Here is a 26,519-nt window from a genome sequence, read left to right as displayed (position 1 = left end):
GCCGGGGGGGTGAGGGGCTGGTGCGGGTGGGGGGTGGGGGGGTGGTCGGGGGGCGGGGGGGGGGGGGGCCCCGGGCGGGGAACGGGGGGGGGCCCCTCGCGCGTGCGCGGCGCCCGCGCCGCCGGCGGGGCCGGGGACTACCGTGCCGGTGTGCTGCGCGTGGGGCTGACCGGGGGCATCGGGGCCGGCAAGTCGACCGCCGCCTGGCGCCTGGCCGGGCGGGGGGCCGTCCTCGTGGACGCCGACGTCCTGGCCCGCGAGGTCGTCGCGCCCGGCACCGACGGCCTGTCCGAGGTCCTCGCCGCCTTCGGGCCGGGCGTCCTGACGGCGGCCGGGGAGCTGGACCGTCCCGCCCTCGGCCGCCGGGTGTTCGGCGACGAGGCCGCGCGGCGGACCCTCAACGCGATCGTGCACCCGCGGGTGGCCGCCCGCCGCGCCGAGCTGGCCGCGGCCGCCCCCGTGGACGCCGTCGTCGTCGAGGACGTCCCCCTGCTCGTGGAGACGCACCTCGGCGCCACCTACCACCTCGTCGTCGTCGTCCACGCCGACGTCGAGGAGCGGGTGCGCCGCCTGGTCGCCGAGCGCGGCAGCAGCGAGGCCGACGCCCGTGCCCGCGTCGCCGCCCAGGCCGGCGACGACGAGCGTCGCGCGGCCGCCGACGTCTGGCTGGAGAACCCGCGGCGCACCGGGCCGCCGGGGGCGGGCGACCCGCTGCTGGCGGCCGTCGACGCGCTGTGGGACGAGCGGCTCGTCCCGTTCGAGGCGGCCGTGCGCGCGGGACGCCCGCCCGCCCGGTCCGCCGGCCGCCTCGTCGGCCCGGACCCGGCCTGGCCGCAGCAGGCCGCCCGCCTGGCGGCGCGGGTCGCGCGCGCGGCGGGGACCACCGGGCGCGGCGTGGAGCACGTGGGCGCCACCGCGGTGCCCGGGCTGCCCGCCCAGGACGTCCTGCAGCTCCAGCTGGCCGTGCCGGACGCGGCCGCCGCCGACGCGGTCGCCCCGGCGCTCGCGGCCGCCGGCTGGCCGCGGGCGCCCCGGGGGCCCGCGGACTCGGCGGGGGAGGGCGGGGACGACGCGGGGACCCGCCGGCACGCCTCCGCCGACCCCTGCCGTCCCGCGGACCTGCACGTGCGGGTGCTCGGCTCGCCGGCCTGGCGCCGGGCCCTGCTGGAGCGCGACCACCTGCGCGCCGACGGGGGGGCGCGCGCGGCGTGGTCCGCGGGGCAGCGGGCCGGGGAGCGGGCCGAGGAGTGGGCCGCTGCGCACGGCTGGGTGCCACCGCTGCCCGGTACCCCCTGACGCTCGCGCTCGCCGGGCGCCCGTGTCGGAGGGGCGACCTAGCATGAGCGCATGCGGCCGACGACAGACATCCAGCGGCGCGTGGCGCCCTTCGAGGTGGTCTCCGAGTTCGCCCCCTCCGGGGACCAGCCGGCGGCCATCGCCGAGCTGGCCCGCCGCGTGCGCGCGGGGGAGAAGGACGTCGTCCTCCTGGGTGCCACGGGCACCGGCAAGTCGGCCACCACGGCCTGGCTGATCGAGCAGGTGCAGCGCCCGACCCTCGTCATGGCCCCGAACAAGACGCTCGCCGCCCAGCTGGCCAACGAGTTCCGCGAGCTGCTGCCGAACAACGCCGTCGAGTACTTCGTCTCCTACTACGACTACTACCAGCCCGAGGCGTACGTGCCGCAGTCGGACACGTACATCGAGAAGGACTCCTCGATCAACGACGAGGTCGAGCGCCTGCGGCACTCGGCGACGAACTCGCTGCTGACCCGCCGCGACGTCGTCGTGGTCGCGACCGTCTCCTGCATCTACGGCCTGGGCACGCCGCAGGAGTACGTCGACCGCATGGTGACCCTGAAGAAGGGCGACACCATGGACCGCGACGACCTGCTGCGCCGCTTCGTCGCCGAGCAGTACACCCGCAACGACCTGGCGTTCACGCGCGGCACGTTCCGGGTGCGCGGGGACACCGTGGAGATCATCCCGCAGTACGAGGAGCACGCGATCCGCGTGGAGTTCTTCGGCGACGAGATCGACGCGCTGTACACGCTGAACCCGCTGACGGGGGAGGTGCTGCGCGAGGAGGAGCTCGTCTACGTCTTCCCCGCCTCGCACTACGTCGCCGGCCCCGAGCGCCTGGAGCGGGCCGTGGCCTCGATCGAGGCCGAGCTGGCCGAGCGCCTGGCCGAGCTGGAGCAGCAGGGGAAGCTGCTGGAGGCGCAGCGCCTGCGCATGCGCACCACCTACGACGTGGAGATGCTGCGCCAGGTCGGCACCTGCTCCGGGGTCGAGAACTACTCCCGGCACATGGACGGCCGCGAGCCGGGGTCGGCGTCCAACACGCTGCTGGACTACTTCCCCGACGACTTCCTGCTGGTGGTCGACGAGTCCCACGTCACCGTGCCGCAGATCGGCGCGATGTACGAGGGGGACGCCTCGCGCAAGCGCACCCTCGTCGACTTCGGGTTCCGCCTGCCCAGCGCGATGGACAACCGCCCGCTGCGCTGGGAGGAGTTCCTCGAGCGCACCGGCCAGACGGTGTACCTGTCCGCCACCCCGGGCGAGTACGAGCTCTCCCGCAGCGACGGCGTCGTCGAGCAGATCATCCGCCCGACCGGCCTGGTGGACCCCGAGGTCGTCGTCAAGCCCACCAAGGGCCAGATCGACGACCTGCTGCACGAGGTGCGGGCGCGCGCCGAGCGCGGTGAGCGCGCCCTGGTGACGACGCTGACCAAGAAGATGGCCGAGGACCTCACCGACTACCTGCTGGAGCAGGGCGTGCGGGTGCGCTACCTGCACTCCGAGGTGGACACCCTGCGCAGGGTGGAGCTGCTGCGCGAGCTGCGCCAGGGCGAGTTCGACGTCCTCGTCGGGATCAACCTGCTGCGCGAGGGCCTGGACCTGCCCGAGGTCTCGCTCGTGGCGATCCTCGACGCGGACAAGGAGGGGTTCCTGCGCTCGGCGACCTCGCTCATCCAGACGATCGGGCGCGCCGCCCGCAACGTGTCCGGGCAGGTGCACATGTACGCCGACACCGTCACCCCGTCGATGGCGAAGGCCATCGAGGAGACCAACCGCCGCCGCGCCAAGCAGGTCGCCCACAACCGCGAGCGCGGGGTGGACCCGACACCGCTGCGCAAGCGGATCGGCGACATCACCGACCTCATCGCGCGCGAGGACGCCGACACGGCCGCCCTGCTCGGCGGCGGCGGGCGCACGCAGTCGCGCGGCAAGGCGCCCGTGCCGGGCGGCGGCCGGGGGGCCGCGATCGGGCGCGACGTCGGCCCGGGCCCGCGGGCCGGCTCGCTGGCGCAGGCGGACCTGGCCGACCTCGTCCAGCAGCTGACGGACCAGATGCACTCGGCGGCCGAGGAGCTGCAGTTCGAGCTGGCCGCCCGCCTGCGCGACGAGATCGGCGACCTGAAGAAGGAGCTGCGGGGGATGCGCGCGGCGCAGGGCGCCTGAGGGGCGGGGCGCCCGTCAGCTCGCGCGGCTGGCGGTGCCGTCCCGCCCCGGGGCGGCGTCCTCCTGCGGTGCGGCGTCCGGCGGGCGCAGCAGGGGCACGGGGGAGACGCTGCCCGTGGCGGTCAGGTAGGCCAGCAGCGTCTCGCTGACGTCGCGCAGCTGCTCCTGCTGCTCGCGCGTCAGCTGGTCGAAGACCGTCCGCCGCACGGTCTCCACGTGCGAGGGGGCCGCGGCCTCCAGGGCCGCCATCCCGGCGTCGGTGAGCACGGCGTTGAAGCCGCGGCCGTCGGTGGCGCACGGCTCGCGCCGGATCCAGCCGCGGTCCTCCAGGCGGGAGACGGCGTGCGAGACGCGGCTGCGCGAGGACAGCGAGCTCTCCGCCAGCTCGCTCATGCGCAGCGTGCGCCCGGGGGCCTCGGACAGGCGCACCAGCATCTCGTAGTAGGTGTGCGGCACCCCGGCCTCCTGGTGCAGCTGCCGGTCCACGCGCTCGGTCAGCAGCTGCGTCATCGACAGGAACGCGCGCCAGGTGCGCTGCTCGCCGTCGTCCAGCCAGCGCACCGCGCCGTGCGCGCCCCCCGTCCCGGGGTCCACGTCCGTGATCGAGGGTGTACGCGCCGTCATGACGCCATGGTACGCAGCGCGTTCAACCACCTGCGTCCCCCGACCGGTGGACCCGGGCCCGGCCCGGGGACGGACGTCCCGCTCCCGCACGCGGACGCCCGTGTCGGGGGCGGGACCTAGGGTTGGGGCGTGGCTCCTCGCAACCCCTCCAGCAGTGCGCCGCGGACCGCCGCACCCCAGCCCGCCGCACCCCCCGCCGCCGCCCCGCCCGCCCCCCGGGGCCGGTCCGCCGGCGGCGCCCGGCGCACCTCCGCGGCCGCCTCCGCGCCCGCCCAGGTCCGCCGCGGCGCGCCCGTCGCCTCCGACCGCCTCGTCGTGCGCGGCGCGCGCGAGCACAACCTCAAGGACGTCTCGGTCGACCTGCCGCGCGACAGCCTCGTCGTCTTCACGGGGCTGTCCGGCTCCGGCAAGTCCTCCCTGGCCTTCGACACCGTCTTCGCCGAGGGCCAGCGCCGCTACGTCGAGTCGCTGTCCGCCTACGCCCGCCAGTTCCTCGGGCAGATGGACAAGCCGGACGTGGACTTCATCGAGGGCCTGTCCCCGGCCGTCTCCATCGACCAGAAGTCCACCTCGCGCAACCCGCGCTCGACCGTCGGCACGATCACCGAGGTCTACGACTACCTGCGCCTGCTCTTCGCCCGCGCCGGCCGCCCGCACTGCCCCGTGTGCGGCGAGCCCGTGGGCCGCCAGACGCCCCAGCAGATCGTCGACCAGCTGCTCGAGCTGCCCGCCGGCACCCGCTTCCAGGTCCTCGCGCCCGTCGTGCGCGACCGCAAGGGCGAGTACGCCGAGCTCTTCCGCGAGCTGCAGTCCAAGGGCTTCGCGCGCGCCCGCGTCGACGGCGAGGTCGTCCCGCTGGACGCCCCGCCGACGCTGGAGAAGAAGCTCAAGCACACCATCGAGGTCGTCGTCGACCGCCTCGTCGCCAAGGACGGCGTCAAGCGCCGCCTGACCGACTCCGTCGAGACGGCCCTCGTGCTCTCCGGCGGCCTCGTCGTCGCCGACCTGGTCGGCGTCGAGGGGCCCGAGGGCGAACGCCGCTTCAGCGAGAAGATGGCCTGCCCCAACGAGCACCCCCTCGACATCGACGAGGTCGAGCCGCGCTCGTTCTCCTTCAACTCCCCGTTCGGTGCCTGCCCCGTGTGCACGGGCATCGGCACCCAGCTGGAGGTCGACCCCGAGCTCGTCGTGCCCGACGAGGACCTCTCGCTCGCGCAGGGCGCCGTCGCGCCCTGGGCGTCGGGCTCCTCCGACTACTTCCAGCGCCTGCTGACGGCGCTGGCCGAGGACCTGTCCTTCAGCGTGGACGTGCCGTGGCGGGCGCTGCCCAAGCGCGCCAAGGACGCCGTGCTGCACGGCAAGGACCACGAGGTCCACGTGCGCTACCGCAACCGGTGGGGCCGCGAGCGCTCCTACTCCACGGGCTTCGAGGGCGTCATCCCCTTCGTCAAGCGCCGCCACGAGGAGACCGACTCCGACTGGAGCAAGGAGCGCTACGAGGGCTACATGCGCGAGACGCCCTGCCCGGCGTGCCGGGGCGCGCGCCTCAAGCCGTCCTCGCTGGCCGTGCGGGTGGGGGAGAAGTCGATCTCCGAGGTCTGCGCGCTGCCGATCGACGAGTGCTCGCGGTTCCTGAACGCGCTGGCGCTGTCCCCGCGGGAGAAGCGGATCGCCGCGCAGGTCCTCAAGGAGGTGCAGGCGCGGCTGGGGTTCCTGCTCGACGTCGGCCTGGACTACCTGTCCCTGGACCGCCCCGCGGGCACCCTGTCCGGCGGCGAGGCCCAGCGCATCCGGCTGGCCACCCAGATCGGCTCCGGCCTGGTGGGCGTGCTGTACGTCCTCGACGAGCCGAGCATCGGCCTGCACCAGCGCGACAACCGCCGCCTCATCGACACGCTGACGCGGCTGCGCGACCTCGGCAACACCCTCATCGTCGTCGAGCACGACGAGGACACCGTCCGCGTCGCCGACCACATCGTCGACTTCGGGCCCGGCGCCGGCGAGCACGGCGGCGAGGTCGTGCACTCCGGCGACCTGGCCGGGCTGATGGCCAACCCCCGCTCGCTGACCGGGCAGTACCTGTCCGGCCAGCGCCGCATCGAGGTGCCCGCCCAGCGGCGCCCGGTCGACCCGGCCCGCCAGCTGACGGTGACCGGCGCGCGCGAGCACAACCTCAAGGGCGTCGACGTCTCGTTCCCGCTCGGCTGCCTCGTGGCCGTCACGGGGGTGTCCGGCTCCGGCAAGTCCACCCTGGTCAACGACATCCTCTACACGGTCCTGGCCAACCGGCTCAACGGTGCCCGCCGGGTGCCCGGCCGGCACAAGTCCGTGCAGGGCCTGGAGCACCTCGACAAGGTCGTGCACGTCGACCAGGGGCCCATCGGCCGCACCCCGCGCTCGAACCCGGCCACCTACACGGGCGTGTTCGACCACATCCGCAAGCTGTTCGCCTCCGCGCCGGAGTCGAAGCTGCGCGGGTACCAGCCGGGCCGGTTCTCCTTCAACGTCAAGGGCGGGCGCTGCGAGGCGTGCTCCGGCGACGGCACCCTGAAGATCGAGATGAACTTCCTGCCCGACGTGTACGTGCCCTGCGAGGTGTGCCACGGCGCCCGCTACAACCGCGAGACGCTCGAGGTGCACTTCAAGGGCCGGACCATCGCCGAGGTCCTCGACATGCCGATCGAGGAGGCCGCGGAGTTCTTCGCGGCCGTGCCCGCCATCGCCCGGTACATGACGACGCTGACCGAGGTGGGCCTGGGGTACGTGCGCCTGGGCCAGCCCGCCACGACCCTGTCCGGCGGGGAGGCCCAGCGCGTGAAGCTGGCCACCGAGCTGCAGCGGCGCTCCAACGGGCGCACCGTCTACGTGCTCGACGAGCCCACCACGGGCCTGCACTTCGAGGACATCCGCAAGCTCCTGGGCGTCGTGCAGGGCCTGGTGGACAAGGGCAACAGCGTCCTGGTCATCGAGCACAACCTCGACGTCGTCAAGAGCGCGGACTGGATCGTCGACATGGGCCCCGAGGGCGGCGGCGGTGGCGGCACCGTGGTGGCCTGCGGCACCCCGGAGGAGGTCGCGGCCGTCCCGGCCAGCTACACCGGCCGCTTCCTGGCCGAGGTGCTCGGCACGCAGGCCGCGCCGCGCCGCAAGCGCGCCCGCGCCAGCTGACCCGGACGCGCTCCGGGCCGGCGCCCGGCGGGACGGGACGGATCACGGCGCGTGGTGGGCACCCCACCGCGCCGTGACCCGTCCGCGACGTGACGGTTCGACGCAGCGTCGGGCCCGCGCCACCGTCCGTACGTCCCGCTCCGCCGTTGCGGGAAACGCCCCGTGCGGGCGGGCCGGGCGGTGCCACACTCCCCGACGTCCAGACCGCGGCGTCCCGCGGTGGTCGGAACTCACCGAGGGAGCGTCGCGTGGACGCAGCACGTGCAGAGACCCCCGTCGGCGCCCGCGTCGGCGGCCCGGGCGGCGAGCCCGCGGCGGACCCCGTCGCCCTCCGCGCCGCCCTGCCCCGGCAGCGCTCGGCGCAGGTCGCGCCGTCGGTGGGGGCCGCCGGCCGCGCCGTGCGGTGGCTGCGCACGTCCGGGATCCAGGGCGCCTCGGGCGGGTACCGCTCCTGGTTCGACCGCACCAGCGGGCAGTACCCGTTCGAGTACGCCGAGGTGACGGGGTACCAGGTGACCCTCGCCGCGTGGCTGGCCGCCCGCGGCGACACCGGCTCCCTGGCGGACGCGGACCGGGCCGTGGCCTGGCTCGCCGGAGCCGTGCAGGCCGAACCCGGCGCGTTCCGCTGCCTGGAGGCCGGGCACGCCGTGGGCCGGTTCCGGGCCAAGGCCGACCGCCTCTACACGTTCGACGCCGGGATCATCCTGCAGGGCCTGCTGGCCCACCACCGCGCCACCGGCAGCGACCCGGCCCGGCGCACCGCCATCGCCACGGGGCGGTGGCTGCTGCGACACGTCGCGGCCGACGGCACGCTCGACCCCTGGCCCGCCACCCCCGCCGCCGGGCGCTGGCAGGACGCCCCCGCCGACTGGTCCACCCGCCCGGGCGTCCACCACGCCAAGGTCGGCATCGGTCTGGCCGCCCTCGCCGAGCTCACGGGCGACGACGAGGCGCGGCGCGCCGCCGTCGCGCTCTGCGAGGACGCCCTGCGCCACCAGCTGCCCTCCGGGCGGTTCGTCACGAACCCGGTCGCCGGCTCCACCAACCTGCACCCGCACAGCTACGCCGCCGAGGCGCTGTGGGCCGTGGGCACCGCCACCGGCCGCGGCGACCTGCTGGAGGCCTCGGAGCGGGCGACCCTGTGGGCGCTGGCGGCCGTCGACGCGGACGGCCTGCCGCCGCGGCGCTGGGCCGACGGCGACCACGGCGCCGTCGTGCGCCACCCCCGCGTCGACGCCGTCGCCCAGGTGCTGCGGCTGTCCGCGCTGCACTCCCTGCACACCTCGGCCGCCGCGCGGCGCCTGACCGCCGCCCTGCTGGCCCACCAGGTCGACGACCCCGCCGAGCCGCGCGCCGACGGGGGGTTCGCCTTCGGCGCCTCCACGGCCGGCGAGCCCCTGCCGCACGCCAACGTCTGGGTCACCGCCTTCGCCGCGCAGGCCCTCCTGCTGGCCGCCGACGACCGGCGCGGCGCGCCCGGCCTGGACTGGCGGCACCTTGTCTGAGCCGTCGCCGCGCCCCTCGTCCCGGCCGTCGTCCGGGCGGGCCGGGACGGGCGGGCCCGCGCGCACCGTCCTGCTGCTCATGACGCGCCCGCTGGCGGGCGCGGGCGGTCGCGGGGCCGTCCTGCGCACGGTCGTGGACAGCCTCGTCGCGGCCGGGCACGTCGTGCGCTGCGCCGTCGTCGGCGGCCCCGCCGTCCCCGAGCCCGTGCCCGGCGCGGCGTCGGTGCACCGCCTGCCCGACGTCGCGCTGCTGGACGTCCTGACCGGCCGGCACGCCCGGCGGCGCGGGCTGCGCAGCTGGAACGAGCGGCTGTACTGGTCCCCGGCCGCCGCCGCCGCCGTCCGCCGCCTCGTCGCGGAGCACGCCGTGGACCTCGTCGTCGCCGACGGCGTGCGCCTGGCCGCCCACGCCGAGGACTCCGGCGCCCCGTGGTTCGTCGACCTGGACGACCTGCTCTCCGAGCGCTACGAGCTGTGGCGCACCCGCCGCATGGACCTGCACCAGCTCCTGGGGCACCGCCGGCCCGGCGGCCCCGCCGCGACCGCGCTGCGCGCCGTGCCCGTGCGGCGGCTGCTGCGGACCGAGGCGCGCGCGCTGCGCGAGCGCGAGGTCGACCTCGCCCGCCGCGCGCCGGGCGTCTCGCTCGTCTCCGGCGTGGAGGCGGCCCGCCTGGCCGAGCGCTCCGGCGCCGCCGTCCGCGCCCTGCCGATGGCCGTGTCCACCGCCGTCCACCGCGACTGGCACCCCGGCGGCCTCCCCGCCCCGCTGGACCGCCGCCTCGTCTTCCCCGGCAGCCTGACGGCCTTCGCCAACGAGGAGGCCGTGCGCTGGTGGGCCGAGGAGCTGGAGCCGGCGCTGCGCGCCCACGGTCTGCGCGGGTGGCAGCTGCACGTCTTCGGCGAGGTGCCCGCGCAGGTCGCCGCCCGCGTGCGCGCCCCCTCGGTGGTGCTGCGCGGCGCGATGCCCCGCGAGCGCCTGCACGCCGAGCTCGTGCGGCACGCCCTCCTCCTGGCCCCGCAGCGCGAGGCGCTGGGGCTGACCGTCAAGGTCGTCGAGGCCGCCGCCCTCGGGTTGGTGCCCGTGACCACCCCGCAGGGCGCCTCCGGCCTCGGCGCCGAACCAGGCCGGGACCTGCTCCTCTTCGGCGACGGCGACGACCTCGCGCGCGTCCTCGGCGACGTCGAGCGGTGGGCGCGCGAGGACCCCGCCGCCCTGTCGGCGCTCGCGTCCCGCGCCCGCGCCTGGGCCGCGTCGTCGTTCTCGCCCGCGGTGCTGACCGGCCGCTGGGCCCGCGTCGTCGAGGACCTCGTGCCGGGGGCACCCGCGTCCCCCGCGAGCGCCCCCGCCGGCGCCGTCGTCCCCGCCGCCCGCCGCACCCCCCACCCGACCCGAGGAGGTACCCGGTGAGCGCACCCGCCGCCGAGGACGCCCGCGAGAGCACCCGGCCCGGCGACGGCGGCGACCCCGTCGTCGTCGTGGGCGCCGGCCCGGCCGGGCTTGCCGCCGCCGAGCACCTGCTCGACGCGGGCCTGGACGTCGTCGTGCTGGAGGCCGCCGACCAGGTGGGCGGCCTCTCGCGCTCCCGGACCCTGTGGGGGCAGCGCTACGACCTGGGCCCGCACAGCTTCTGGTCCACCTCGCACCCCGACTCCGTCGCCCGGTGGCTGGACCTGACGGGCGGACGCGTCGAGCGCACCGCCGTGCGCCGCGCCGGCGTCTGGCGCGGGCAGGTGGTCGGCTTCCCGCCCGGCCCGCGCGACGTCCTGCGCGTGGCGGGGCCGGTGGGCGCGGCGCGGCTGGCCGCCTCCCGCGCCGCCGCGCGCGCCGGCGCCCGTCCGGGTCCCGCGGGAGACGGCCCGCGCACCGCCGAGGACGCGCTGGTGGCCCACCACGGCCGCGCGCTCGTCGAGGAGCTGTTCGCCCCGTACACGCGCAAGTACCTGGGCCTGTCCCCGGCCGAGCTGTCCCCCTCCTTCGCCGCCCGGCTGCTCGGCAGCCGCACCGGCTGGACCGGCCCCGTGGAGCTGCTCACCCCCGTGGACGGCACGGGCAGCGTCTGGGAGGAGCTGGCCCGCCGCCTCGAGCGGCGCGGCGGGCGGGTGCGCCTGGGCGCCGCCGTCACCGGGCTGGACACCGCGCCCGGCCCGGACGGCACCGGCCGCGTCACCGCGGTCCGCCTGGCCCGCCCCGGGCACCCGGACGGCGAGGAGGTGCTGCGCTGCCGCGCGGTGGTGAGCACCCTGCCGCCCGGCCCGCTGCTGCGCTGGCTGCCCGACGCGGCGGACCCGGCCCCCGCCGCTCCTGCCGCCACCCCCGCCGCGCCCGCGCTGCGCAGCCGCGACACGCTGCTGGTCCACCTGCTCGTGGAGGGCCGGGTGGGGCAGGACGCCCACTACGTGACCGCCTACGACCCCTCGGTGCGCACCGGGCGCCTGACCAACACGCGGGTGTGGCGCCCGGGGACCTTCCGCGGCGCCGGGCGCACCGTCCTGTGCGCGGAGCTCTGGAGCTCCGGCGACGACGACCTCGCCGCCGCCGGTGACGGGGACCTCGTCGCCCTCGCCACCTCGGAGCTGCACCGCTTCGGGGTGCGCCCGCAGGTGCGCGTCGTCGAGGCCGACGTGCTGCGCCTGCCGCGCAGCGTCCCCGTGCCGGCGCTCGGGCTGGAGGACGCGCGCGCGGCGCTGGACGCCCGCCTGGACCGCTGGGTCAACCTCGCCCGGGTCGGTCGGCACGGCACCCACACGTGGGACGGGCAGGAGGACTCCCTGCTCGTCGGGCGCAGCATCGGCCGCCACGTCCTCGACCTGCCCGCCTGAGCGGGTCCGGCCCCGCGGCGCCATCCGGCGCCGCGGGGCCCCGCGCTCAGGCGAGCGCGGTGACCAGCTTGACGACGGACTCGACCACGACCCGGCTGGCCGAGCCGTCGCCGTAGGGGGAGGGGACGTCGTGCAGGGCCGCCGGGTCCTCCGCCAGCGCCTCCCGCACCGCCCGCCCCAGCCGCACCCCGCCGGGGACCAGGGACGCGAAGGTGCCGAGCACCTCGGGCCGCTCGGTGGAGCGGCGCACGACGACCAGCCGCTTCTTCAGGACGCTGACCTCCTCCTGCACGCCGCCGGAGTCGGAGACGACCAGCCGGGCCAGCGCCTGCAGCGCCAGGAACCGCGCGGGCGGGACGGGGGCCAGGGCCCGCACAGAGCCCAGCAGCCCTTCCAGGCCGTGCTCGCGCAGGCTGCGCAGCGTGCGCGGGTGCGCGGGGAAGACGACGGGCAGGTCCACGGTGGCCAGCTCGGCGAACACCCGGCGCAGCACGTCGGGGTTGTCGGCGTTCTCCGGCCGGTGCAGCGTCAGCAGGAGGAACTCCTCCGGCAGGTCCAGCTCGCGGGCCGTGCGGGCGCGCTCGGCGGCGTCCGGCAGCAGGTGGTGCACGCTCTCCACCACGGTGTTCCCGGTGAGCAGGATCCGCTCGTCCGGCACGCCCTCGGCGCGCAGGTTGGCCACCGCGGTCGCGGTGGGCGCGCAGCACAGGTCGGCGAGGTGGTCGACGAGGACGCGGTGGTGCTCCTCGGGCATGCGCCGGTCGTGGCTGCGCAGCCCCGCCTCCACGTGCACCAGCGGCACCCCGGCGGTGTTGGCGGCCAGCGCGCCGGCCAGCGCGGCCGTCGTGTCGCCCTGCACGAGCACGCAGGAGGGCCGGCGCTCGCCGAACAGCGCGTCCAGCGCGGAGACCGCGGCGCCCAGCTGCTGCCCGCGCGAGCCGCCGCCGATGCCCAGGGGCAGCGGCTCGGTGCCCAGGCCCAGCTCCGCCGTGACGTCGGCCCACAGCTCCGGGTCCCAGTGCTGACCGGTGTGCACGACGAGGCCGGCCGCGCCCAGGCGGCGGACCACCTCGGCCAGCTTGATGGCCTCCGGGCGGGTGCCCAGCACGACGGCCACCGGCCCGGGCGCGCCCGGGCCGGCGGGGAAGCCCAGGGGCCGGCGCAGCGCGGGCGGGACACCCTGCGCGGGCACGCCCGGCGCGGCCGCCGGGGGGCTGTCGGGCGCGGTCACGGGGGTGCTCACGCCCGGACGCTAGGACCCGCCGCGCGACCGCCGCAGGGGTTTCCGGCGTCAGCGCCACCGGTGTCACCCGGACGCTGACGCGTTGTCGCGCAGCGTGATCGGTGAGGCACCGCGGGGGACGAGCGCGGCCTGTCGGGGGCGCGACCTACCCTGACGACGTGCCCGACCCCGCCACCTACCGCCCGAAGCCGGGGGAGATCCCCGTCGAGCCGGGCGTCTACCGCTTCCGCGACCCCGGCGGTCGGGTCATCTACGTCGGCAAGGCCAAGAGCCTGCGCGCGCGGCTGTCGAACTACTTCCAGGACCTGTCGGCGCTGCACCCGCGCACGATGGCCATGGTGACCACGGCCGCGAGCGTGGAGTGGACGGTCGTGGCCAACGAGGTCGAGGCCCTGCAGCTGGAGTACTCCTGGATCAAGGAGTTCGACCCGCGGTTCAACGTCAAGTACCGCGACGACAAGTCCTACCCGTACCTGGCGGTGACCATGGGCGAGGAGGTGCCGCGCGTGCAGGTCCTGCGCGGCGCCAAGCGCAGGGGGACCCGGTACTTCGGTCCCTACACCCACGCCTGGGCGATCCGCGAGACCGTCGACCTGCTGCTGCGGGTGTTCCCCGTGCGCACGTGCTCGGCCGGGGTCTACAAGCGCGCGGCGCAGGTGGGCCGCCCGTGCCTGCTCGGCTACATCGACAAGTGCTCCGCGCCCTGCGTGGGCAGGGTGTCGCCCGAGGAGCACCGCGAGCTGGCGCAGGACTTCTGCGACTTCATGGCCGGGCAGACGCAGCGGTTCGTGCGGCGCACCGAGCAGGAGATGCGCGCGGCGGCCGCCGACCTGGACTTCGAGCGCGCGGCCCGCCTGCGCGACGACCTCGGGGCGCTGCAGCGGGCGCTGGAGAAGTCGGCCGTCGTGCTGCCCGACGCCACCGACGCCGACGTCTTCGCCATCGCCGACGACGAGCTCGAGGCCGCGGTGCAGGTCTTCCACGTGCGCGGCGGGCGGGTGCGCGGCCAGCGCGGCTGGGTCGTGGAGAAGGTCGAGGACGTCGGCGCGCCCGAGCTCGTCGAGCAGCTGCTGCTGCAGGTGTACGGCGGTGAGAGCGGCGAGGGCGTCCCGCGCGAGGTCCTCGTCCCGAGCCTGCCGGCCACCGTCGAGGGCGACGTGGAGGACTGGCTGAGCGAGCTGCGAGGCTCGCGCGTGGACCTGCGGGTGCCCCAGCGCGGGGACAAGCGGGCGCTGATGGAGACCGTGCAGCGCAACGCGGTGCAGGCGCTCGCCCTGCACAAGACGCGCCGCGCCGGTGACCTGACCACGCGCAGCCGTGCGCTGCAGGAGGTGCAGGAGGCCCTCGGGCTGGAGGACGCCCCGCTGCGCATCGAGTGCTTCGACGTCTCCCACACCCAGGAGACCAACGTCGTCGCCTCGATGGTCGTGTTCGAGGACGGTCTGCCCAAGAAGGCGGACTACCGCCGCTTCAGCGTGCGCGGCGACGAGGGCGGCGTGGACGACACCCGCGCGATGCGCGAGGTCCTGCTGCGCCGCTTCCGCCGCCAGCGCGCCGACGCCGCCGGCGAGCCCGGCGCGGCGGACGGGACGGACGGCGCGGTGGTGCTCGCCGACGGCGGCCCCTCCGCCGGCGCGACCGCGGCGCGGGACGTGCCGGCGGGCATCGACCCGGACACGGGTCGGCCCCGGCGCTTCGCCTACACCCCCAACCTCGTCGTCGTCGACGGCGGCCGCCCGCAGGTGGAGGCGGCGGCCCGCGCGCTGGCCGACGCCGGCGTCGTCGACGTGGCCCTGTGCGGGCTCGCCAAGCGGCTGGAGGAGGTCTGGCTGCCGGGGGAGGAGCACCCGGTGGTGCTGCCGCGCACCAGCGAGGGCCTGTACCTGCTGCAGCGGGTGCGCGACGAGGCCCACCGCTTCGCCATCGCCTACCACCGCGGCAAGCGCAGCCGCGCGATGACCGCCAGCGCCCTGGACGGGGTGCCGGGCCTGGGGCAGACCCGCCGCACGGCGCTGCTCAAGCACTTCGGTTCGGTCAAGAAGCTGCGCGCCGCCTCGGAGGAGGAGGTGGCCGCCGTGCCCGGCGTCGGCCCGCGCACGGCCCGCGCCGTCGTGGCCGCCCTCGCCGGCGCGGGCGCGGCCGGGGCGGGTGCTGACGGCACCCCGGCGGACGAGGCGGCCGACGCGCTGCCCGCCTTCGACGCGGCGACGGGCGAGCTCCTGGACTGAACCCGGCGTCCTGCCGCAGCGTCAGTGCGCGGACGCGGACCGTGGCGGTCTCGTCGCGAGCGACACGCCCGGGCTGGCAGGATGAGGATCGTGGACGCGCAGCCTGCCCCCGAGGGCCACGAGGGTGACCAGGAGGAGGAGCGGGCGGCGCAGCCGCCCGTCCAGGGGGTGGCCGCGGGGGCCCCGGTCTCCGCGGAGGCCGGCGCGGCGCCCGAGGGGGCCACCACCGACGCCGGTGCCGACCGCCCGCGCCGCTCGGAGCTGCTCATCGTCACCGGCATGTCCGGGGCCGGGCGCTCCACGACCGGCAAGGCCCTGGAGGACCTCGGCTGGTACGTCGTGGACAACCTGCCGCCGCAGATGCTGGAGCCGCTGGCCGAGCTGACGGCCCGCGCCGGGCTGTCGATCCCGCGGATCGCCGTCGTCGTCGACGTGCGCGGGCGCACCTTCTTCCGGGAGCTGACCGGCGCCCTGGCCGCGCTCGACACGCGCTTCGTGTCCCCGCGCGTGCTGTTCCTCGACGCCACCGACGAGGTGCTCGTGCGCCGCTTCGAGTCGGTGCGCCGCCCGCACCCCCTGCAGGGCGAGGGCCGCATCGTCGACGGCATCGCCCGCGAGCGCGAGCTCACCGGCGACCTGCGCTCGCGCGCCGACGTGGTCGTGGACTCCTCCAGCTTCAACGTGCACCAGCTCGGCGCCCTCGTCGCCAGCCTGTTCGAGGGCGAGCGCGCCGAGGACCTGCGGGTGACCGTCCTCAGCTTCGGCTTCAAGTACGGCACCCCCGCCGACGCCGAGCACGTGGCCGACGTGCGCTTCCTGCCCAACCCCCACTGGGAACCGGACCTGCGCCCGCTGACCGGCCAGGACCGGCCGGTGTCGGAGTACGTCCTGGCCGCCGAGGGCGCCGGGCGCTTCCTCGACCGCTACGCCGAGGCCCTCGAGCCGGTCCTGACCGGCTACCGGCGCGAGAACAAGCGCTACGCCACGGTCGCCTTCGGCTGCACCGGCGGCAAGCACCGGTCGGTGGCGATGGCCGAGGAGCTCGGGGCGCGCCTGCGCCGGGCCGGTGTGCCGGTGCGCGTCCTGCACCGCGACCTCGGGCGGGAGTGAGCCGCCCTGCCCCCCACCGACCCCCCGCCCCGCGCGCCCGGGCCGCCCGTCCCGCCCGCCCCGCCGGCGCCGGTCCCCGCGGTGACCGCACCCGTCCCGCTGGGCGCCTCCGACGCGCCCGCCGTGGTCGCCCTCGGCGGCGGCCACGGCCTGTCGGCGTCCCTGTCGGCGCTGCGGCACCTGACCGATCGGCTGACCGCGGTCGTGACGGTCGCCGACGACGGCGGCTCCTCCGGCCGGCTGCGCCGCGAGCTGGGCTGCCTGCCGCCGGGCGACCTGCGGATGGCCCTGTCGGCCCTGTGCGACGACTCCGAGTGGGGCCGCACCTGGCGCGACGTGCTGCAGCACCGCTTCGCCAGCACCGGCGGGCTGGACCAGCACGCCACCGGCAACCTGCTCATCGCCACCCTGTGGCGGCTGCTGGGCGACGAGGTCGCCGGCCTGGACTGGGTGGGCCGGCTGCTGGGCGCGCGCGGTCGGGTGCTGCCGATGGCGGCGGTGCCGCTGGACATCGAGGCCGACGTCGTCGGCCTCGTGCCGGGGGAGGGGGACACGCCGACGCCCGTGCGCGGGCAGGTGGCCGTGGCCTCCACGACCGGGCGGGTCGCCGCCGTGCGGCTCGTGCCCGCCGACCCGCCGGTGCGCCCGGAGGTGCTGGCGGCGATCTCCGCGGCCGACTGGGTCGTGCTCGGACCGGGGTCCTGGTTCACCAGCGTGCTGCCGCACCTGATGGTGCCCGCCCTGGCCGACGCCCTCGTGCGCACCCCGGCCCGCGTCTGCCTGACGCTGAACCTGGCCGGGCAGCCGGGGGAGACCGACGGGTTCAGCGCCGAGGAGCACCTGGAGGTGCTCGCCGCCCACGCCCCCGGCCTGCGGGTCGACGCGGTGGTGGCCGATCCGGTCGCGGTGGCCGACCCGCAGGCGCTGGCGGCCGCGGCGGCCTCGCTGGGCGCGTCGCTGCTGCTGCGGCAGGTCTCGGTGGGCGACGGCAGTCCCCGCCACGACGCCCTGCGGCTGGCCGCCGCCTACCGCGACGTGTTCGCCGGCGCGTGGGGGGACCTGTCGTGAACGACGAGCTGGGCGGCGGGGCGGCGCGGGCGGTGGGACGGGTGGGACCGTGGGCACCGGTGGGACGGACGGGACGATCGACGGACGGCGGGGTGCCGGGCACGGCGCGCACCGCCCGGGGAGGAGCGCAGATGGCGATGACCGCGGCGGTCAAGGACGAGCTCAGCCGCCTGCCCGTGGGCACCACGGCGGCCCGCAAGGCCGAGGTGGCGGTGATGCTGCGCTTCGCGGGCAGCCTGCACATCGTCTCCGGGCGCATCGTCATCGAGGCCGAGCTGGACTCCGCGTCCATCGCCCGCCGGCTGCGGCGCGACATCGCCGACGTCTTCGGCCAGTCCGGGGACCTGCTGGTGATGCAGGCCGGCGGGCTGCGCAAGAGCACCCACTACGTGCTGCGGGTGGTCAAGGACGGGGAGGCGCTGGCCCGCCAGACGGGCCTGCTGGACACCCGTGGCCGCCCCGTCCGGGGTCTGCCGCCGCACATCGTCTCCTCCTCCACGCAGATCGCCGAGGCGGCTTGGCGGGCCGCCTTCCTGGCCCGCGGCTCGCTCACCGAGCCGGGCCGCTCGGCCGCGCTGGAGGTCACCTGCCCCGGGCAGGAGGCGGCCCTGGCCCTCGTCGGCGCCGCCCGGCGCCTGGAGCTGCCCGTCAAGCCCCGCGAGGTGCGCGGGATCCACCGGGTGGTGCTGCGCGACGGCGACGCCATCAGCGCGCTGCTGACCCGGCTGGGCGCCCACGACGCGATGATGACGTGGGAGGAGCGCCGGATGCGGCGCGAGGTGCGCGCCACCGCCAACCGCCTGGCCAACTTCGACGACGCCAACCTGCGCCGCTCCGCGCGCGCCGCGGTGGCCGCGGGCGCCCGCGTCGAGCGGGCCCTGGAGCTGCTGGGCGACGACGTGCCCGACCACCTGCTGCAGGCGGGCCGGCTGCGCCTGGAGCACAAGCAGGCCAGCCTGGAGGAGCTGGGGCAGCTGGCCGTGCCGCCCATGACGAAGGACGCCATCGCCGGGCGCATCCGCCGCCTGCTGGGCATGGCCGACAAGAAGGCCGCCGAGCTCGGCGTGCCCGGCACCGACTCCGGCCTGACCCCCGACATGCTGGACGCCTGAGCCCTCGGGGCCGCTCCCGGGCGCCCCCGGGTGCGCCCGGACGTGACGCAGGCCATAGGGTCGGGGCGACGCCGTGACGGTGCGGCGGGGTACGGCACCCCCGTCCGGCGCGCGCCGGCGGGGACCGGCACCGGACCAGTACCGCAAGCAGACGCAGCGGCACCCGCAACGCGCCGGGTCCCGCGAGGAGGAGAGCGCATGACCACTCGGGTCGGCATCAACGGCTTCGGCCGCATCGGACGCAACTTCTTCCGCGCCGTGATGGCCTCGGGGGCGGACGTCGAGATCGTCGCCGTGAACGACCTCACCGACGCCAAGGCCCTGGCGCACCTGCTCAAGCACGACTCGGTCCTGGGCAAGCTGTCCGAGGACGTGCGCCCGGAGGACGACGCCATCGTCGTCGGCTCGCGCACCATCAAGGTGCTGGCCGAGCGCGACCCGGCGAACCTGCCGTGGGGCGAGCTGGGCGTCGACGTGGTCGTCGAGTCCACCGGCTTCTTCACCGACGGCGCGAAGGCCAAGGCCCACCTGGACGCCGGCGCCAAGAAGGTCGTCATCTCCGCCCCGGCGAGCAACGACGACGTCACCGTCGTCATGGGCGTCAACGACTCCGAGTACGACGGCGCGAAGCACTCGATCATCTCCAACGCCTCGTGCACCACGAACTGCCTGGCGCCGCTGGCGAAGGTCCTCGACGACGCCTTCGGCATCGAGCGCGGCCTCATGACGACCGTGCACGCCTACACGGCCGACCAGAACCTGCAGGACGGCCCGCACAAGGACCTGCGCCGCGCCCGCGCCGCCGCGCTGAACATCGTGCCGACCTCCACCGGTGCGGCCAAGGCCATCGGCCTGGTGCTGCCGGCCCTCAAGGGCAAGCTCGACGGCTACGCGCTGCGCGTGCCCGTGCCCACCGGCTCGGCCACCGACCTGACCGTCACCCTGTCGCGCGAGGTCACCGCCGAGGAGGTCGACGCGGCGTACAAGGCGGCCGCCGAGGGCCCGCTCATGGGCTACCTGACCTACTCGGACGAGCCGCTGGTCTCCAGCGACATCGTCACCGACCCGGCCTCGTGCATCTACGACTCGGGCCTGACCAAGGTGAACGGCGACCAGGTCAAGGTCGTCGGCTGGTACGACAACGAGTGGGGCTACTCCAACCGCCTCGTCGACCTCGTGGCGCTGGTCGGCTCCTCGCTCTGACCCACCCCCGCCCGGGGACGGCCGCGCCCGCCGGGGCCGGTGCCACGCGCACCGGCCCCGGCGCTCGCGCGTCCGCCCCGCCCACCGACCGCGGAGGAACCGTGCTCACCATCGACGACCTCGAAGCGCGCCTGGACGGGCTGGCCGGCCGCCGCGTCCTCGTCCGCAGCGACCTCAACGTGCCGCTGGACCACTCCGGCGAGGCACCCCGCATCACCGACGACGGGCGCGTGCGGGCCTCGGTGCCCACGCTGCGCCGCCTCCTGGACGCCGGCGCCCGCGTCGTCGTCGTGGCCCACCTGGGCCGGCCGAAGGGGGCGCCGGAGGCGAAGTACTCCCTGGCCCCCGTGCACGCCCGGCTGGCCGAGCTGCTGGACGGCGTCGACGTGTCCTTCTGCGCCGAGACCGTCGGCCCGCGCGCCGCGGAGGCCGTCGAGGGCCTGGCCGACGGCTCGCTGCTGCTGCTGGAGAACCTGCGCTTCAACGCGGGGGAGACGTCGAAGGACGACGGCGAGCGCGGCGCGTTCGCCGACGAGCTGGCCCGCCTGGCCGACGCGTACGTCTCCGACGGGTTCGGCGCGGTGCACCGCAAGCACGCCAGCGTCTACGACGTGGCCCGCCGCCTGCCGCACGCCGCGGGGGGTCTGGTCGCCTCCGAGGTGGAGGTCCTGCGCCGGCTGACCAGCGAGCCGGAGCGCCCCTACGCCGTCGTCCTGGGCGGCTCGAAGGTCTCCGACAAGCTCGGCGTCATCGACAACCTCCTCGGCTCGCTGCTGACCTCCGGCGACCGGCTGCTCGTCGGCGGCGGCATGGTCTTCACCTTCCTCAAGGCGGCCGGCCACGAGGTGGGGCGCTCGCTGCTGGAGGCCGACCAGCTGGACACGGTGACCCGCTACGTCGAGACCGCCCGCGCCAAGGGCGTCGAGGTGGTCCTGCCCACCGACGTGGTGGCCGCGGCGGAGTTCTCCGCCGACGCCGAGCACGGGGTGGTCCCCGTGGACGCCATCCCCGCCGACCGCCTCGGCCTGGACATCGGCCCGGAGTCGTCGGCGACCTTCGCCCGGCACCTGGCCGACGCCCGCACCGTCTTCTGGAACGGCCCGATGGGCGTGTTCGAGATGGAGCCGTACTCGCACGGCACGCGCGCGGTGGCGCAGGCGCTGGCCGGCTCGGCGGCGTTCAGCGTCGTCGGCGGCGGCGACTCGGCCGCGGCCGTGCGCACGCTCGGCTTCCCCGACGAGGCCTTCGGGCACATCTCCACCGGCGGCGGCGCGAGCCTGGAGTTCCTGGAGGGCAAGCACCTGCCCGGCCTGGACGTCCTGGAGGAGTGAGCCTCCTCCCGCCGGCCAGCCCCGGTACCCGACCCGTGACCGCCCCGACCGCCTGGAGCCGCTCGTGAGCACCCGCACCCCGCTGATCGCCGGGAACTGGAAGATGGTCCTGGACCACCAGCAGGGCACCCTGCTGGTGCAGAAGCTGGACTGGACGCTGAAGGACGCCAAGCACGACCACGCGGCCGTCGAGGTCGCCGTGCTGCCGCCCTTCACCAGCCTGCGCACCGTGCAGACGCTCATCGAGGGCGACAAGCTGCCCATCGCGCTGGGCGCGCAGGACGTCTCCGCGCACGAGTCCGGCGCCCACACCGGCGAGGTGTCCGCGGCCATGCTCACCAAGCTGGGCGTGCGCTACGTGGCGGTCGGGCACTCCGAGCGCCGCCAGGACCACGGCGAGGACGACGCCCTGGTGCGCGCCAAGACCGCCAAGGCGCTCGAGCACGGGCTCGTGCCGATCGTGTGCGTGGGCGAGCCGCTGGAGGTCCGCCGGGCCGGCGAGCACGTCGGGCACACCGTCGGGCAGGTGACCGCGGCGCTGGAGGGCCTGCAGGCCGCGCAGGTGGCCGGGCTGGTCCTGGCGTACGAGCCGGTGTGGGCCATCGGCACCGGTGAGGTCGCCACCCCCGAGGACGCGCAGGAGGTCTGCGAGGCGCTGCGCGCCGCGGTCGCCGGGCAGTTCGACGCCGAGACCGCCGCGGCGGTGCGGGTCCTGTACGGCGGCAGCGTCAAGCCCGCCAACATCGCCTCGATCATGGCCCAGCCGGACGTGGACGGCGCCCTGGTCGGGGGCGCGAGCACCGACGCGGGGGACTTCGCCGCGATCGTGCGCTACCGCGAGCACCCCTCCTGACACCCGCCGTGAACGGGTCCGACGAGCGGCGGACGCCCCGGTCCGCCCTTCGGGTGACGTACCCTGGGGACGCCCTGACAGCGCCGCGCCCGACCGGGCGCGGCCGGAGACGAGAAGGATCCGCGTGACCGCTCTGCGCATCGTGCTCCAGGTGGTGCTCGCCCTGACGAGCCTCTTCCTGGTCCTGCTGATCCTCCTCCACAAGGGCAAGGGCGGCGGCCTGTCGGACATGTTCGGCGGCGGCGTGACCACGTCCCTGTCGGGGTCGAGCATGGCGGAGCGCAACCTCAACAGGTTCACCGTCGTCATGGCCCTGACGTGGGCCGCGTCCATCGTGCTGCTCGGCCTGGTCGAGCGCTTCACCAACGAGTTCTGAGACCAGGACAGGCAGGGAGGACCTCCTCGTGGCAGGTGGCAACGCCATCCGCGGCAGCCGTGTCGGCGCGGGCCCCATGGGCGAGGCGGAGCGGGGTGACACCGCTCCCCGCGTCCGCATCTCCTACTGGTGCGCGAACGGGCACGAGACGCGCCCCAGCTTCGCGGAGGAGTCGGGGGTCGAGCCGCCCGAGACGTGGGACTGCCCGCGCTGCGGCTTCCCCGCCGGCACCGACCGCGCCAACCCGCCGGCCCCGCCGCGCAACGAGCCGTACAAGACGCACCTGGCGTACGTGAAGGAGCGGCGCAGCGACGCCGACGGCGAGGCCATCCTCAACGAGGCCCTGGCCGGTCTGCGCGCCCGCGGTCTCATCCGCTGAGCACGTCGGGCCGCCCAGAGGTCCGCTGACGACGAGAGCCCCCTCCCGGTGCACCGGGAGGGGGCTCTCGTCGTGGTGGCGGACCGCTCGCGCGGCCAGCTCAGAGGTCAGCGGCGGCCGCCCGGTCCACCAGCCAGAGCGTGGTGTCGGTGCCGCGCACCCCGGCGGCCGGGGTGGCGGCCACGTCGTCGCCGCCGACGCCGCGGGCCACCGCGGGTGCCTTCTCGGCACCCGCGGCCACCACCCACACCTGCCGGGCCCGGGCGAGGGCGCCGAAGGTGAAGGACACGCGCAGCGGCGGCGGCTTGGGGGACTCGCGGACCCCGACGACGCTGGACTCGTCCCGGCCCAGACCGGGGTGGTGCGGGAAGAGCGAGGCCACGTGCCCGTCGGGCCCCATCCCCAGCAGCAGGACGTCGAAGGCGGGGACCTCCGCCCCGCCGGCGTGCGCGGCCAGCTCGGCGGCGTAGCGGGCGGCGGCGGCGTCCAGGTCGTCCTCGTCCGGCCCGTCCGCGGCCGGCGGCAGGTGCACGTGGTCGGCCTCGAGCGGCAGGTGCCTCAGCAGCGCGTCCTGCGCCTGGGTGGCGTTGCGCTCGGGGTCCCCGGCGGGCAGGAACCGCTCGTCGCTCCACCACAGGTGCACCCGCGACCAGTCGACGGCGTCGCGGGCGGGGGAGGAGGCCACCGCCGCGAGCGTCTTGACGCCGACCGTGCCACCGGTCAGGGACACGTGCGCCGTGCCCCGGCGCGCCTGGGCGTCGGCGACCGCGGCCAGCAGGCGCCCCGCCGTCGCGTGCGCGAGCACGTCGGCGTCGGGGTGCACGACGACCAGCCGGTCGCCGCTCACGCCCGCGTCCCCGTCGAGCGCTTGGCGGTGCTGCGCTTGGCGGTGCCGCGCTTCGCCGCGGTGCCGCCGGTGGCGTCGGAGCTCTTCGTCGCGCCGGCACCGGTCGTCGCGGTGCTCTTCGCGGCGGTCTTCCTCGCCGCGGTGCTCTTCGCGGCGGTCTTCGTGGTGGCGGTGCGCTTGGCCGCCGCCTTCTTCGCCGGCGCGGGCGCCTGCTCGGTCTCCTCCGCCGCGGGCACGGCCGAGCTGCGCGAGCGCTGCGTCGCCCCCTCCGGACGGGCCCGCTTCATGGCCCGCGACGTGCGGGCGGCCTGGGCCTCGGCGTCCGCCTGCCCGCGGGCGGCGTCGGCCGGCGGGGACAGCTTCCCGGCGGCCTGGGCGGCGCGCACGGTCACCGTGGAGGAGCCGATGAGCGGCAGCCCCTGCACGAGGGTCTCGCCGTACACGTCGTCCGGGTCGAGGCGGCGCAGCTCCTCGGTCAGGCAGTCGCGCACGGGCCGGCGGGCCAGCGCGATGCGCCGGTCCGGCTGGCCCGGCTGGGTCAGCGTGGCCACGTTCTGGTCGGGGCGCACCAGCTCGACCGCGCCGGACTTGCGCTCCAGGCGCACGCTCTGCACGCCGGTGCCGCGCTTGGTGCGCACCCGCACGACGGGCGCCTTCAGCTTGACGGCCAGCCACGCCGCCAGCAGCTCGGTGCTGGGGCTGTCGGGGGCGCCGGCCACGGTGACGGCCGTGACCGGCTCGTACGGCGGCTGGTCCAGCGCCGCGGCCAGCAGCGCCCGCCAGTTCGTCAGGCGCGTCCACGCGAAGTCCGTGTCCCCGGCCCGGTAGGAGGCGCGGCGCTGCTCCAGCGCCTTCGCGGGGTTGGACACCTCCGCGGAGTCGGTGATGCGGCGCTGGGCGATCCGCCCGATCGGGTCCGCGCGCAGGTCCTCCGGCGCGGCGCCGACCCACCACGCCACGATGGGCGCGTCCGGCAGCAGCAGCGAGACGACGGTGGTCTGGCCGTGCTCGACGAGCGGGCCGTAGGCGCGCAGGACGACGACCTCGCTGGCACCGGCGTCGCCGCCGACGCGGATCTGCGCGTCCAGGCGGGCCACGCCGCGCTTGTTGCCGCGCGCCAGGACCAGCACGCGGCAGGGGTGCTCGCGGCTGGCCTCGTTGGCGGCCTGGATGGCGTCCTCGGCGTGCGCGTCGTCGGTGACGACGACGAGGGTGAGGACCCGGCCCAGCGCCACGGCGCCGCCGGAGTCGCGCAGGTCGACCAGCGCCTTGTTGATGGCGCTGGTGGACGTGCTCGGCAGGTCGATGATCATGCTGCTGGCTCCCGCGTGCAGGTCGTCGGGCTGGGGGTCGTCACCGCGGGCCACCGACGGGCGCGCACGGCGGGACGGCGGGCGGGGCCGGTCACGGGCGCCGCCAGGCGCGACCGGTGCGGGCCAGCATCTCGGTGGCCGAGGCCGGGCCCCACGTGCCCGAGTCGTAGGCCTCCGGCTTGCCGTTGCGGGCCCAGAACGCGGTGATCGGGTCGAGGATCTTCCACGACAGCTCGACCTCCTCGTGCCGGGGGAACAGCGGCGGGTCGCCGAGGAGCACGTCGAGGATGAGCCGCTCGTAGGCCTCCGGGCTGGACTCGGTGAAGGCGTGGCCGTACCCGAAGTCCATCGTGACGTCGCGCACCTCCATGGCCGTGCCGGGCACCTTGGAGCCGAAGCGCAGGGTGACGCCCTCGTCGGGCTGCACGCGCACGACGAGCGCGTTCTGGCCGAGCTCCTCGGTGGCGGTGGACTCGAACGGCAGGTGCGGGGCGCGCTTGAAGACGACCGCGATCTCGGTGACGCGCCGGCCCAGGCGCTTGCCCGCGCGCAGGTAGAACGGCACCCCGGCCCAGCGGCGGGTGTCGATCTCCAGCTCGATGGCGGCGAACGTCTCGGTGGTGCTGTCGGGGGAGATGCCGTCCTCGTCCAGGTAGCCCTTGACGAGCTCCGAGCCCTGCCAGCCGGCGGCGTACTGCCCGCGCGCGGTGCTGCGGGCCAGGTCCTTGGGCAGGCGCACCGCGGACAGCACCTTGGCCTTCTCCGCGCGCAGGTCGGCGGCCTCGAAGGAGACCGGCTCCTCCATGGCGGTCAGCGCCAGCAGCTGCAGCAGGTGGTTCTGGATGACGTCGCGGGCGGCGCCGATGCCGTCGTAGTAGCCGGCGCGGCCACCGATGCCGATGTCCTCGGCCATCGTGATCTGCACGTGGTCGACGTGGTTGGCGTTCCACAGCGGCTCGAACATCTGGTTGGCGAAGCGCAGCGCCAGGATGTTCTGGACGGTCTCCTTGCCCAGGTAGTGGTCGATGCGGAACACCGAGTCGGGCGGGAAGACCTGCTCCACGACGTCGTTGAGCTCGCGCGCGGACTTCAGGTCGTGGCCGAACGGCTTCTCGATGACCACGCGGCGCCACTGGTCGCCGTGCTGCGCCGACAGGCCCGAGCGGGCCAGCTGCTTGGCCACGACGGGGAAGAAGCGCGGCGGGATCGACATGTAGAAGGCGTGGTTGCCGCCGGTGCCGCGCACGCGGTCCAGGTCGGCGACCGTGGAGGCCAGCTGGTCGAAGGCCGCGTCGTCGTCGAAGTCGCCGGGCACGAAGCGGAAGCCCTCGGCCAGCTGCGCCCAGACCGACTCGCGGAAGGGGGTGCGCGCGTGCTGGCGCACCGCGTCGTAGACGACCTTGCCGAAGTCCTGGTCGGCCCAGTCGCGGCGGGCGAACCCGGTCAGCGCGAAGCCGGGCGGCAGCAGGCCGCGGTTGGCCAGGTCGTAGATCGCCGGCATCAGCTTCTTGCGGGCCAGGTCGCCGGTGACCCCGAACATGACGAGGCCGCACGGACCGGCGATGCGCGGCAGGCGCCGGTCGCTGGGGTCGCGCAGCGGGTTCTCGCCGCGGGCGACGCGGGTGGGGCTCACGCGGCCACCTCCCCGTGCAGCACCGGGTGACGCTCCTGGTGGTCCGTCGGTGTCGAGCGCACGCTCGCCTCTCTCCTGCTCGGGGTGCGCGCCAGGCGGCACCGGGTCGATCACCCGGCCGGGACGCCTCCCGGCCGGGGGGGGGGGGGGGGGGGGGGGGGGGGGGGGGGGGCGGGGGGGGGGGGGGGGGGGGGGGGGGGGGGGGGGGGGGGGGGGGTGGGGCGGGGGCGGGCGGCGGGGG

20 protein-coding genes are annotated in these 26,519 nt (G+C 76.3%); 15 read left to right on the top strand and 5 right to left on the bottom strand.

The features are described 5' to 3' along the window. The first annotated feature begins 150 nt into the window (after nucleotides 1–150). Entirely contained in the window at nucleotides 151–1,296 is a 1,146-nt protein-coding gene (coaE, locus tag ACRYMY_RS16720) for a dephospho-CoA kinase (RefSeq protein ID WP_432548356.1), read from the top strand. 51 nt (nucleotides 1,297–1,347) lie between these two features. Continuing rightward, nucleotides 1,348–3,465 (top strand): excinuclease ABC subunit UvrB, encoded by a 2,118-nt coding sequence (uvrB, locus tag ACRYMY_RS16715; protein ID WP_432548355.1) that lies wholly within the window; start codon nucleotides 1,348–1,350, stop codon nucleotides 3,463–3,465. 15 nt (nucleotides 3,466–3,480) lie between these two features. Here uvrB and ACRYMY_RS16710 read toward each other — a convergent pair whose 3' ends face one another. Next, complete coding sequence (locus ACRYMY_RS16710; protein ID WP_432548358.1) at nucleotides 3,481–3,975, bottom strand: MarR family winged helix-turn-helix transcriptional regulator; 495 nt, start codon at nucleotides 3,973–3,975, stop codon at nucleotides 3,481–3,483. Nucleotides 3,976–4,404: 429 nt separating this feature from the next. On the opposite strand from ACRYMY_RS16710, the gene uvrA reads away from it, so the two are divergent. The 4 genes from uvrA to ACRYMY_RS16690 all read left to right on the top strand — a co-directional run bounded on the left by uvrA (nucleotide 4,405) and on the right by ACRYMY_RS16690 (nucleotide 11,582). Next, nucleotides 4,405–7,257, top strand: a complete 2,853-nt coding sequence (uvrA, locus tag ACRYMY_RS16705; RefSeq protein ID WP_432548357.1) for an excinuclease ABC subunit UvrA — start codon at nucleotides 4,405–4,407, stop codon at nucleotides 7,255–7,257. A gap of 248 nt (nucleotides 7,258–7,505) precedes the next feature. After that, nucleotides 7,506–8,762, top strand: coding sequence for a hypothetical protein (locus tag ACRYMY_RS16700; protein ID WP_432548354.1), 1,257 nt, complete (start codon nucleotides 7,506–7,508; stop codon nucleotides 8,760–8,762). 79 nt (nucleotides 8,763–8,841) lie between these two features. Further along, the gene (locus ACRYMY_RS16695; protein ID WP_432548353.1) at nucleotides 8,842–10,170 is read left to right on the top strand and encodes a glycosyltransferase; all 1,329 of its coding nucleotides are present in this window, start codon (nucleotides 8,842–8,844) and stop codon (nucleotides 10,168–10,170) included. Beyond that, nucleotides 10,167–11,582, top strand: a complete 1,416-nt coding sequence (locus ACRYMY_RS16690) for an FAD-dependent oxidoreductase (RefSeq protein WP_432548352.1) — start codon at nucleotides 10,167–10,169, stop codon at nucleotides 11,580–11,582. Before ACRYMY_RS16695 ends, ACRYMY_RS16690 begins: the two co-directional genes overlap by 4 nt. 46 nt (nucleotides 11,583–11,628) lie before the next feature. On the opposite strand, the gene wecB is transcribed toward ACRYMY_RS16690, so the two are convergent. Then, complete coding sequence (gene wecB, locus ACRYMY_RS16685) at nucleotides 11,629–12,825, bottom strand: non-hydrolyzing UDP-N-acetylglucosamine 2-epimerase (RefSeq protein WP_432548351.1); 1,197 nt, start codon at nucleotides 12,823–12,825, stop codon at nucleotides 11,629–11,631. 158 nt (nucleotides 12,826–12,983) lie between these two features. On the opposite strand from wecB, the gene uvrC reads away from it, so the two are divergent. The 9 genes from uvrC (at nucleotide 12,984) to ACRYMY_RS16640 (ending at nucleotide 22,485) form a co-directional block, all read left to right on the top strand. Beyond that, entirely contained in the window at nucleotides 12,984–15,053 is a 2,070-nt protein-coding gene (gene uvrC / locus ACRYMY_RS16680; protein WP_432548350.1) for an excinuclease ABC subunit UvrC, read from the top strand. An 81-nt stretch (nucleotides 15,054–15,134) separates the two neighbouring features. Continuing rightward, nucleotides 15,135–16,163: an RNase adapter RapZ gene (gene rapZ / locus ACRYMY_RS16675; protein WP_432548349.1), complete on the top strand. Its 1,029-nt coding sequence runs from the start codon at nucleotides 15,135–15,137 to the stop codon at nucleotides 16,161–16,163. 81 nt (nucleotides 16,164–16,244) lie between these two features. After that, complete coding sequence (locus ACRYMY_RS16670) at nucleotides 16,245–17,231, top strand: gluconeogenesis factor YvcK family protein (protein WP_432548348.1); 987 nt, start codon at nucleotides 16,245–16,247, stop codon at nucleotides 17,229–17,231. 131 nt (nucleotides 17,232–17,362) lie between these two features. Further along, nucleotides 17,363–18,343: a DNA-binding protein WhiA gene (whiA, locus tag ACRYMY_RS16665; RefSeq protein WP_369052184.1), complete on the top strand. Its 981-nt coding sequence runs from the start codon at nucleotides 17,363–17,365 to the stop codon at nucleotides 18,341–18,343. Between the two features lie 198 nt (nucleotides 18,344–18,541). Further along, the gene (gap, locus tag ACRYMY_RS16660; protein ID WP_432548347.1) at nucleotides 18,542–19,546 is read left to right on the top strand and encodes a type I glyceraldehyde-3-phosphate dehydrogenase; all 1,005 of its coding nucleotides are present in this window, start codon (nucleotides 18,542–18,544) and stop codon (nucleotides 19,544–19,546) included. A gap of 101 nt (nucleotides 19,547–19,647) precedes the next feature. Further along, nucleotides 19,648–20,877 carry a phosphoglycerate kinase gene (locus ACRYMY_RS16655; protein WP_432548346.1) on the top strand — a complete coding sequence of 410 codons (1,230 nt, stop codon included), beginning with the start codon at nucleotides 19,648–19,650 and terminating at the stop codon, nucleotides 20,875–20,877. Nucleotides 20,878–20,941: 64 nt separating this feature from the next. Continuing rightward, the gene (gene tpiA, locus ACRYMY_RS16650) at nucleotides 20,942–21,730 is read left to right on the top strand and encodes a triose-phosphate isomerase (protein ID WP_432548345.1); all 789 of its coding nucleotides are present in this window, start codon (nucleotides 20,942–20,944) and stop codon (nucleotides 21,728–21,730) included. Between the two features lie 124 nt (nucleotides 21,731–21,854). Continuing rightward, nucleotides 21,855–22,106, top strand: coding sequence for a preprotein translocase subunit SecG (secG, locus tag ACRYMY_RS16645; RefSeq protein WP_369052180.1), 252 nt, complete (start codon nucleotides 21,855–21,857; stop codon nucleotides 22,104–22,106). Nucleotides 22,107–22,134: 28 nt separating this feature from the next. Next, nucleotides 22,135–22,485 carry an RNA polymerase-binding protein RbpA gene (locus tag ACRYMY_RS16640; RefSeq protein ID WP_369052179.1) on the top strand — a complete coding sequence of 117 codons (351 nt, stop codon included), beginning with the start codon at nucleotides 22,135–22,137 and terminating at the stop codon, nucleotides 22,483–22,485. Between the two features lie 100 nt (nucleotides 22,486–22,585). On the opposite strand, the gene pgl is transcribed toward ACRYMY_RS16640, so the two are convergent. From pgl to zwf, 3 genes are read right to left on the bottom strand one after another with little or no spacing between them, the layout of a single operon-like run. Further along, nucleotides 22,586–23,332 (bottom strand): 6-phosphogluconolactonase, encoded by a 747-nt coding sequence (gene pgl / locus ACRYMY_RS16635; RefSeq protein WP_432548344.1) that lies wholly within the window; start codon nucleotides 23,330–23,332, stop codon nucleotides 22,586–22,588. Then, the gene (gene opcA / locus ACRYMY_RS16630) at nucleotides 23,329–24,699 is read right to left on the bottom strand and encodes a glucose-6-phosphate dehydrogenase assembly protein OpcA (RefSeq protein WP_432548343.1); all 1,371 of its coding nucleotides are present in this window, start codon (nucleotides 24,697–24,699) and stop codon (nucleotides 23,329–23,331) included. The genes pgl and opcA overlap by 4 nt, the downstream gene beginning before the upstream one ends. A 37-nt stretch (nucleotides 24,700–24,736) precedes the next feature. Beyond that, nucleotides 24,737–26,278, bottom strand: a complete 1,542-nt coding sequence (zwf, locus tag ACRYMY_RS16625; protein WP_432548342.1) for a glucose-6-phosphate dehydrogenase — start codon at nucleotides 26,276–26,278, stop codon at nucleotides 24,737–24,739. Nucleotides 26,279–26,519 lie beyond the last annotated feature (241 nt).

The organism is Kineococcus haloalkalitolerans (assembly GCF_050871905.1).
GTDB lineage: Bacteria > Actinomycetota > Actinomycetes > Actinomycetales > Kineococcaceae > Kineococcus.
Note: the sequence above shows the minus strand (reverse complement) of the source record. Positions and strands in the feature narration are given on the sequence as shown.

What these genes read in the sequence shown, in the direction of transcription:
- ACRYMY_RS16695 (WP_432548353.1), top strand. Translation starts at nt 8,842, where the DNA reads ATGACGCGCCCGCTGGCGGGCGCGGGCGGTCGCGGGGCCGTCCTGCGC.
- gap (WP_432548347.1), top strand. Translation starts at nt 18,542, where the DNA reads ATGACCACTCGGGTCGGCATCAACGGCTTCGGCCGCATCGGACGCAAC.
- whiA (WP_369052184.1), top strand. Translation starts at nt 17,363, where the DNA reads ATGGCGATGACCGCGGCGGTCAAGGACGAGCTCAGCCGCCTGCCCGTG.
- rapZ (WP_432548349.1), top strand. Translation starts at nt 15,135, where the DNA reads ATGAGGATCGTGGACGCGCAGCCTGCCCCCGAGGGCCACGAGGGTGAC.
- ACRYMY_RS16710 (WP_432548358.1), bottom strand. Translation starts at nt 3,975, where the DNA reads ATGACGCAGCTGCTGACCGAGCGCGTGGACCGGCAGCTGCACCAGGAG.
- uvrB (WP_432548355.1), top strand. Translation starts at nt 1,348, where the DNA reads ATGCGGCCGACGACAGACATCCAGCGGCGCGTGGCGCCCTTCGAGGTG.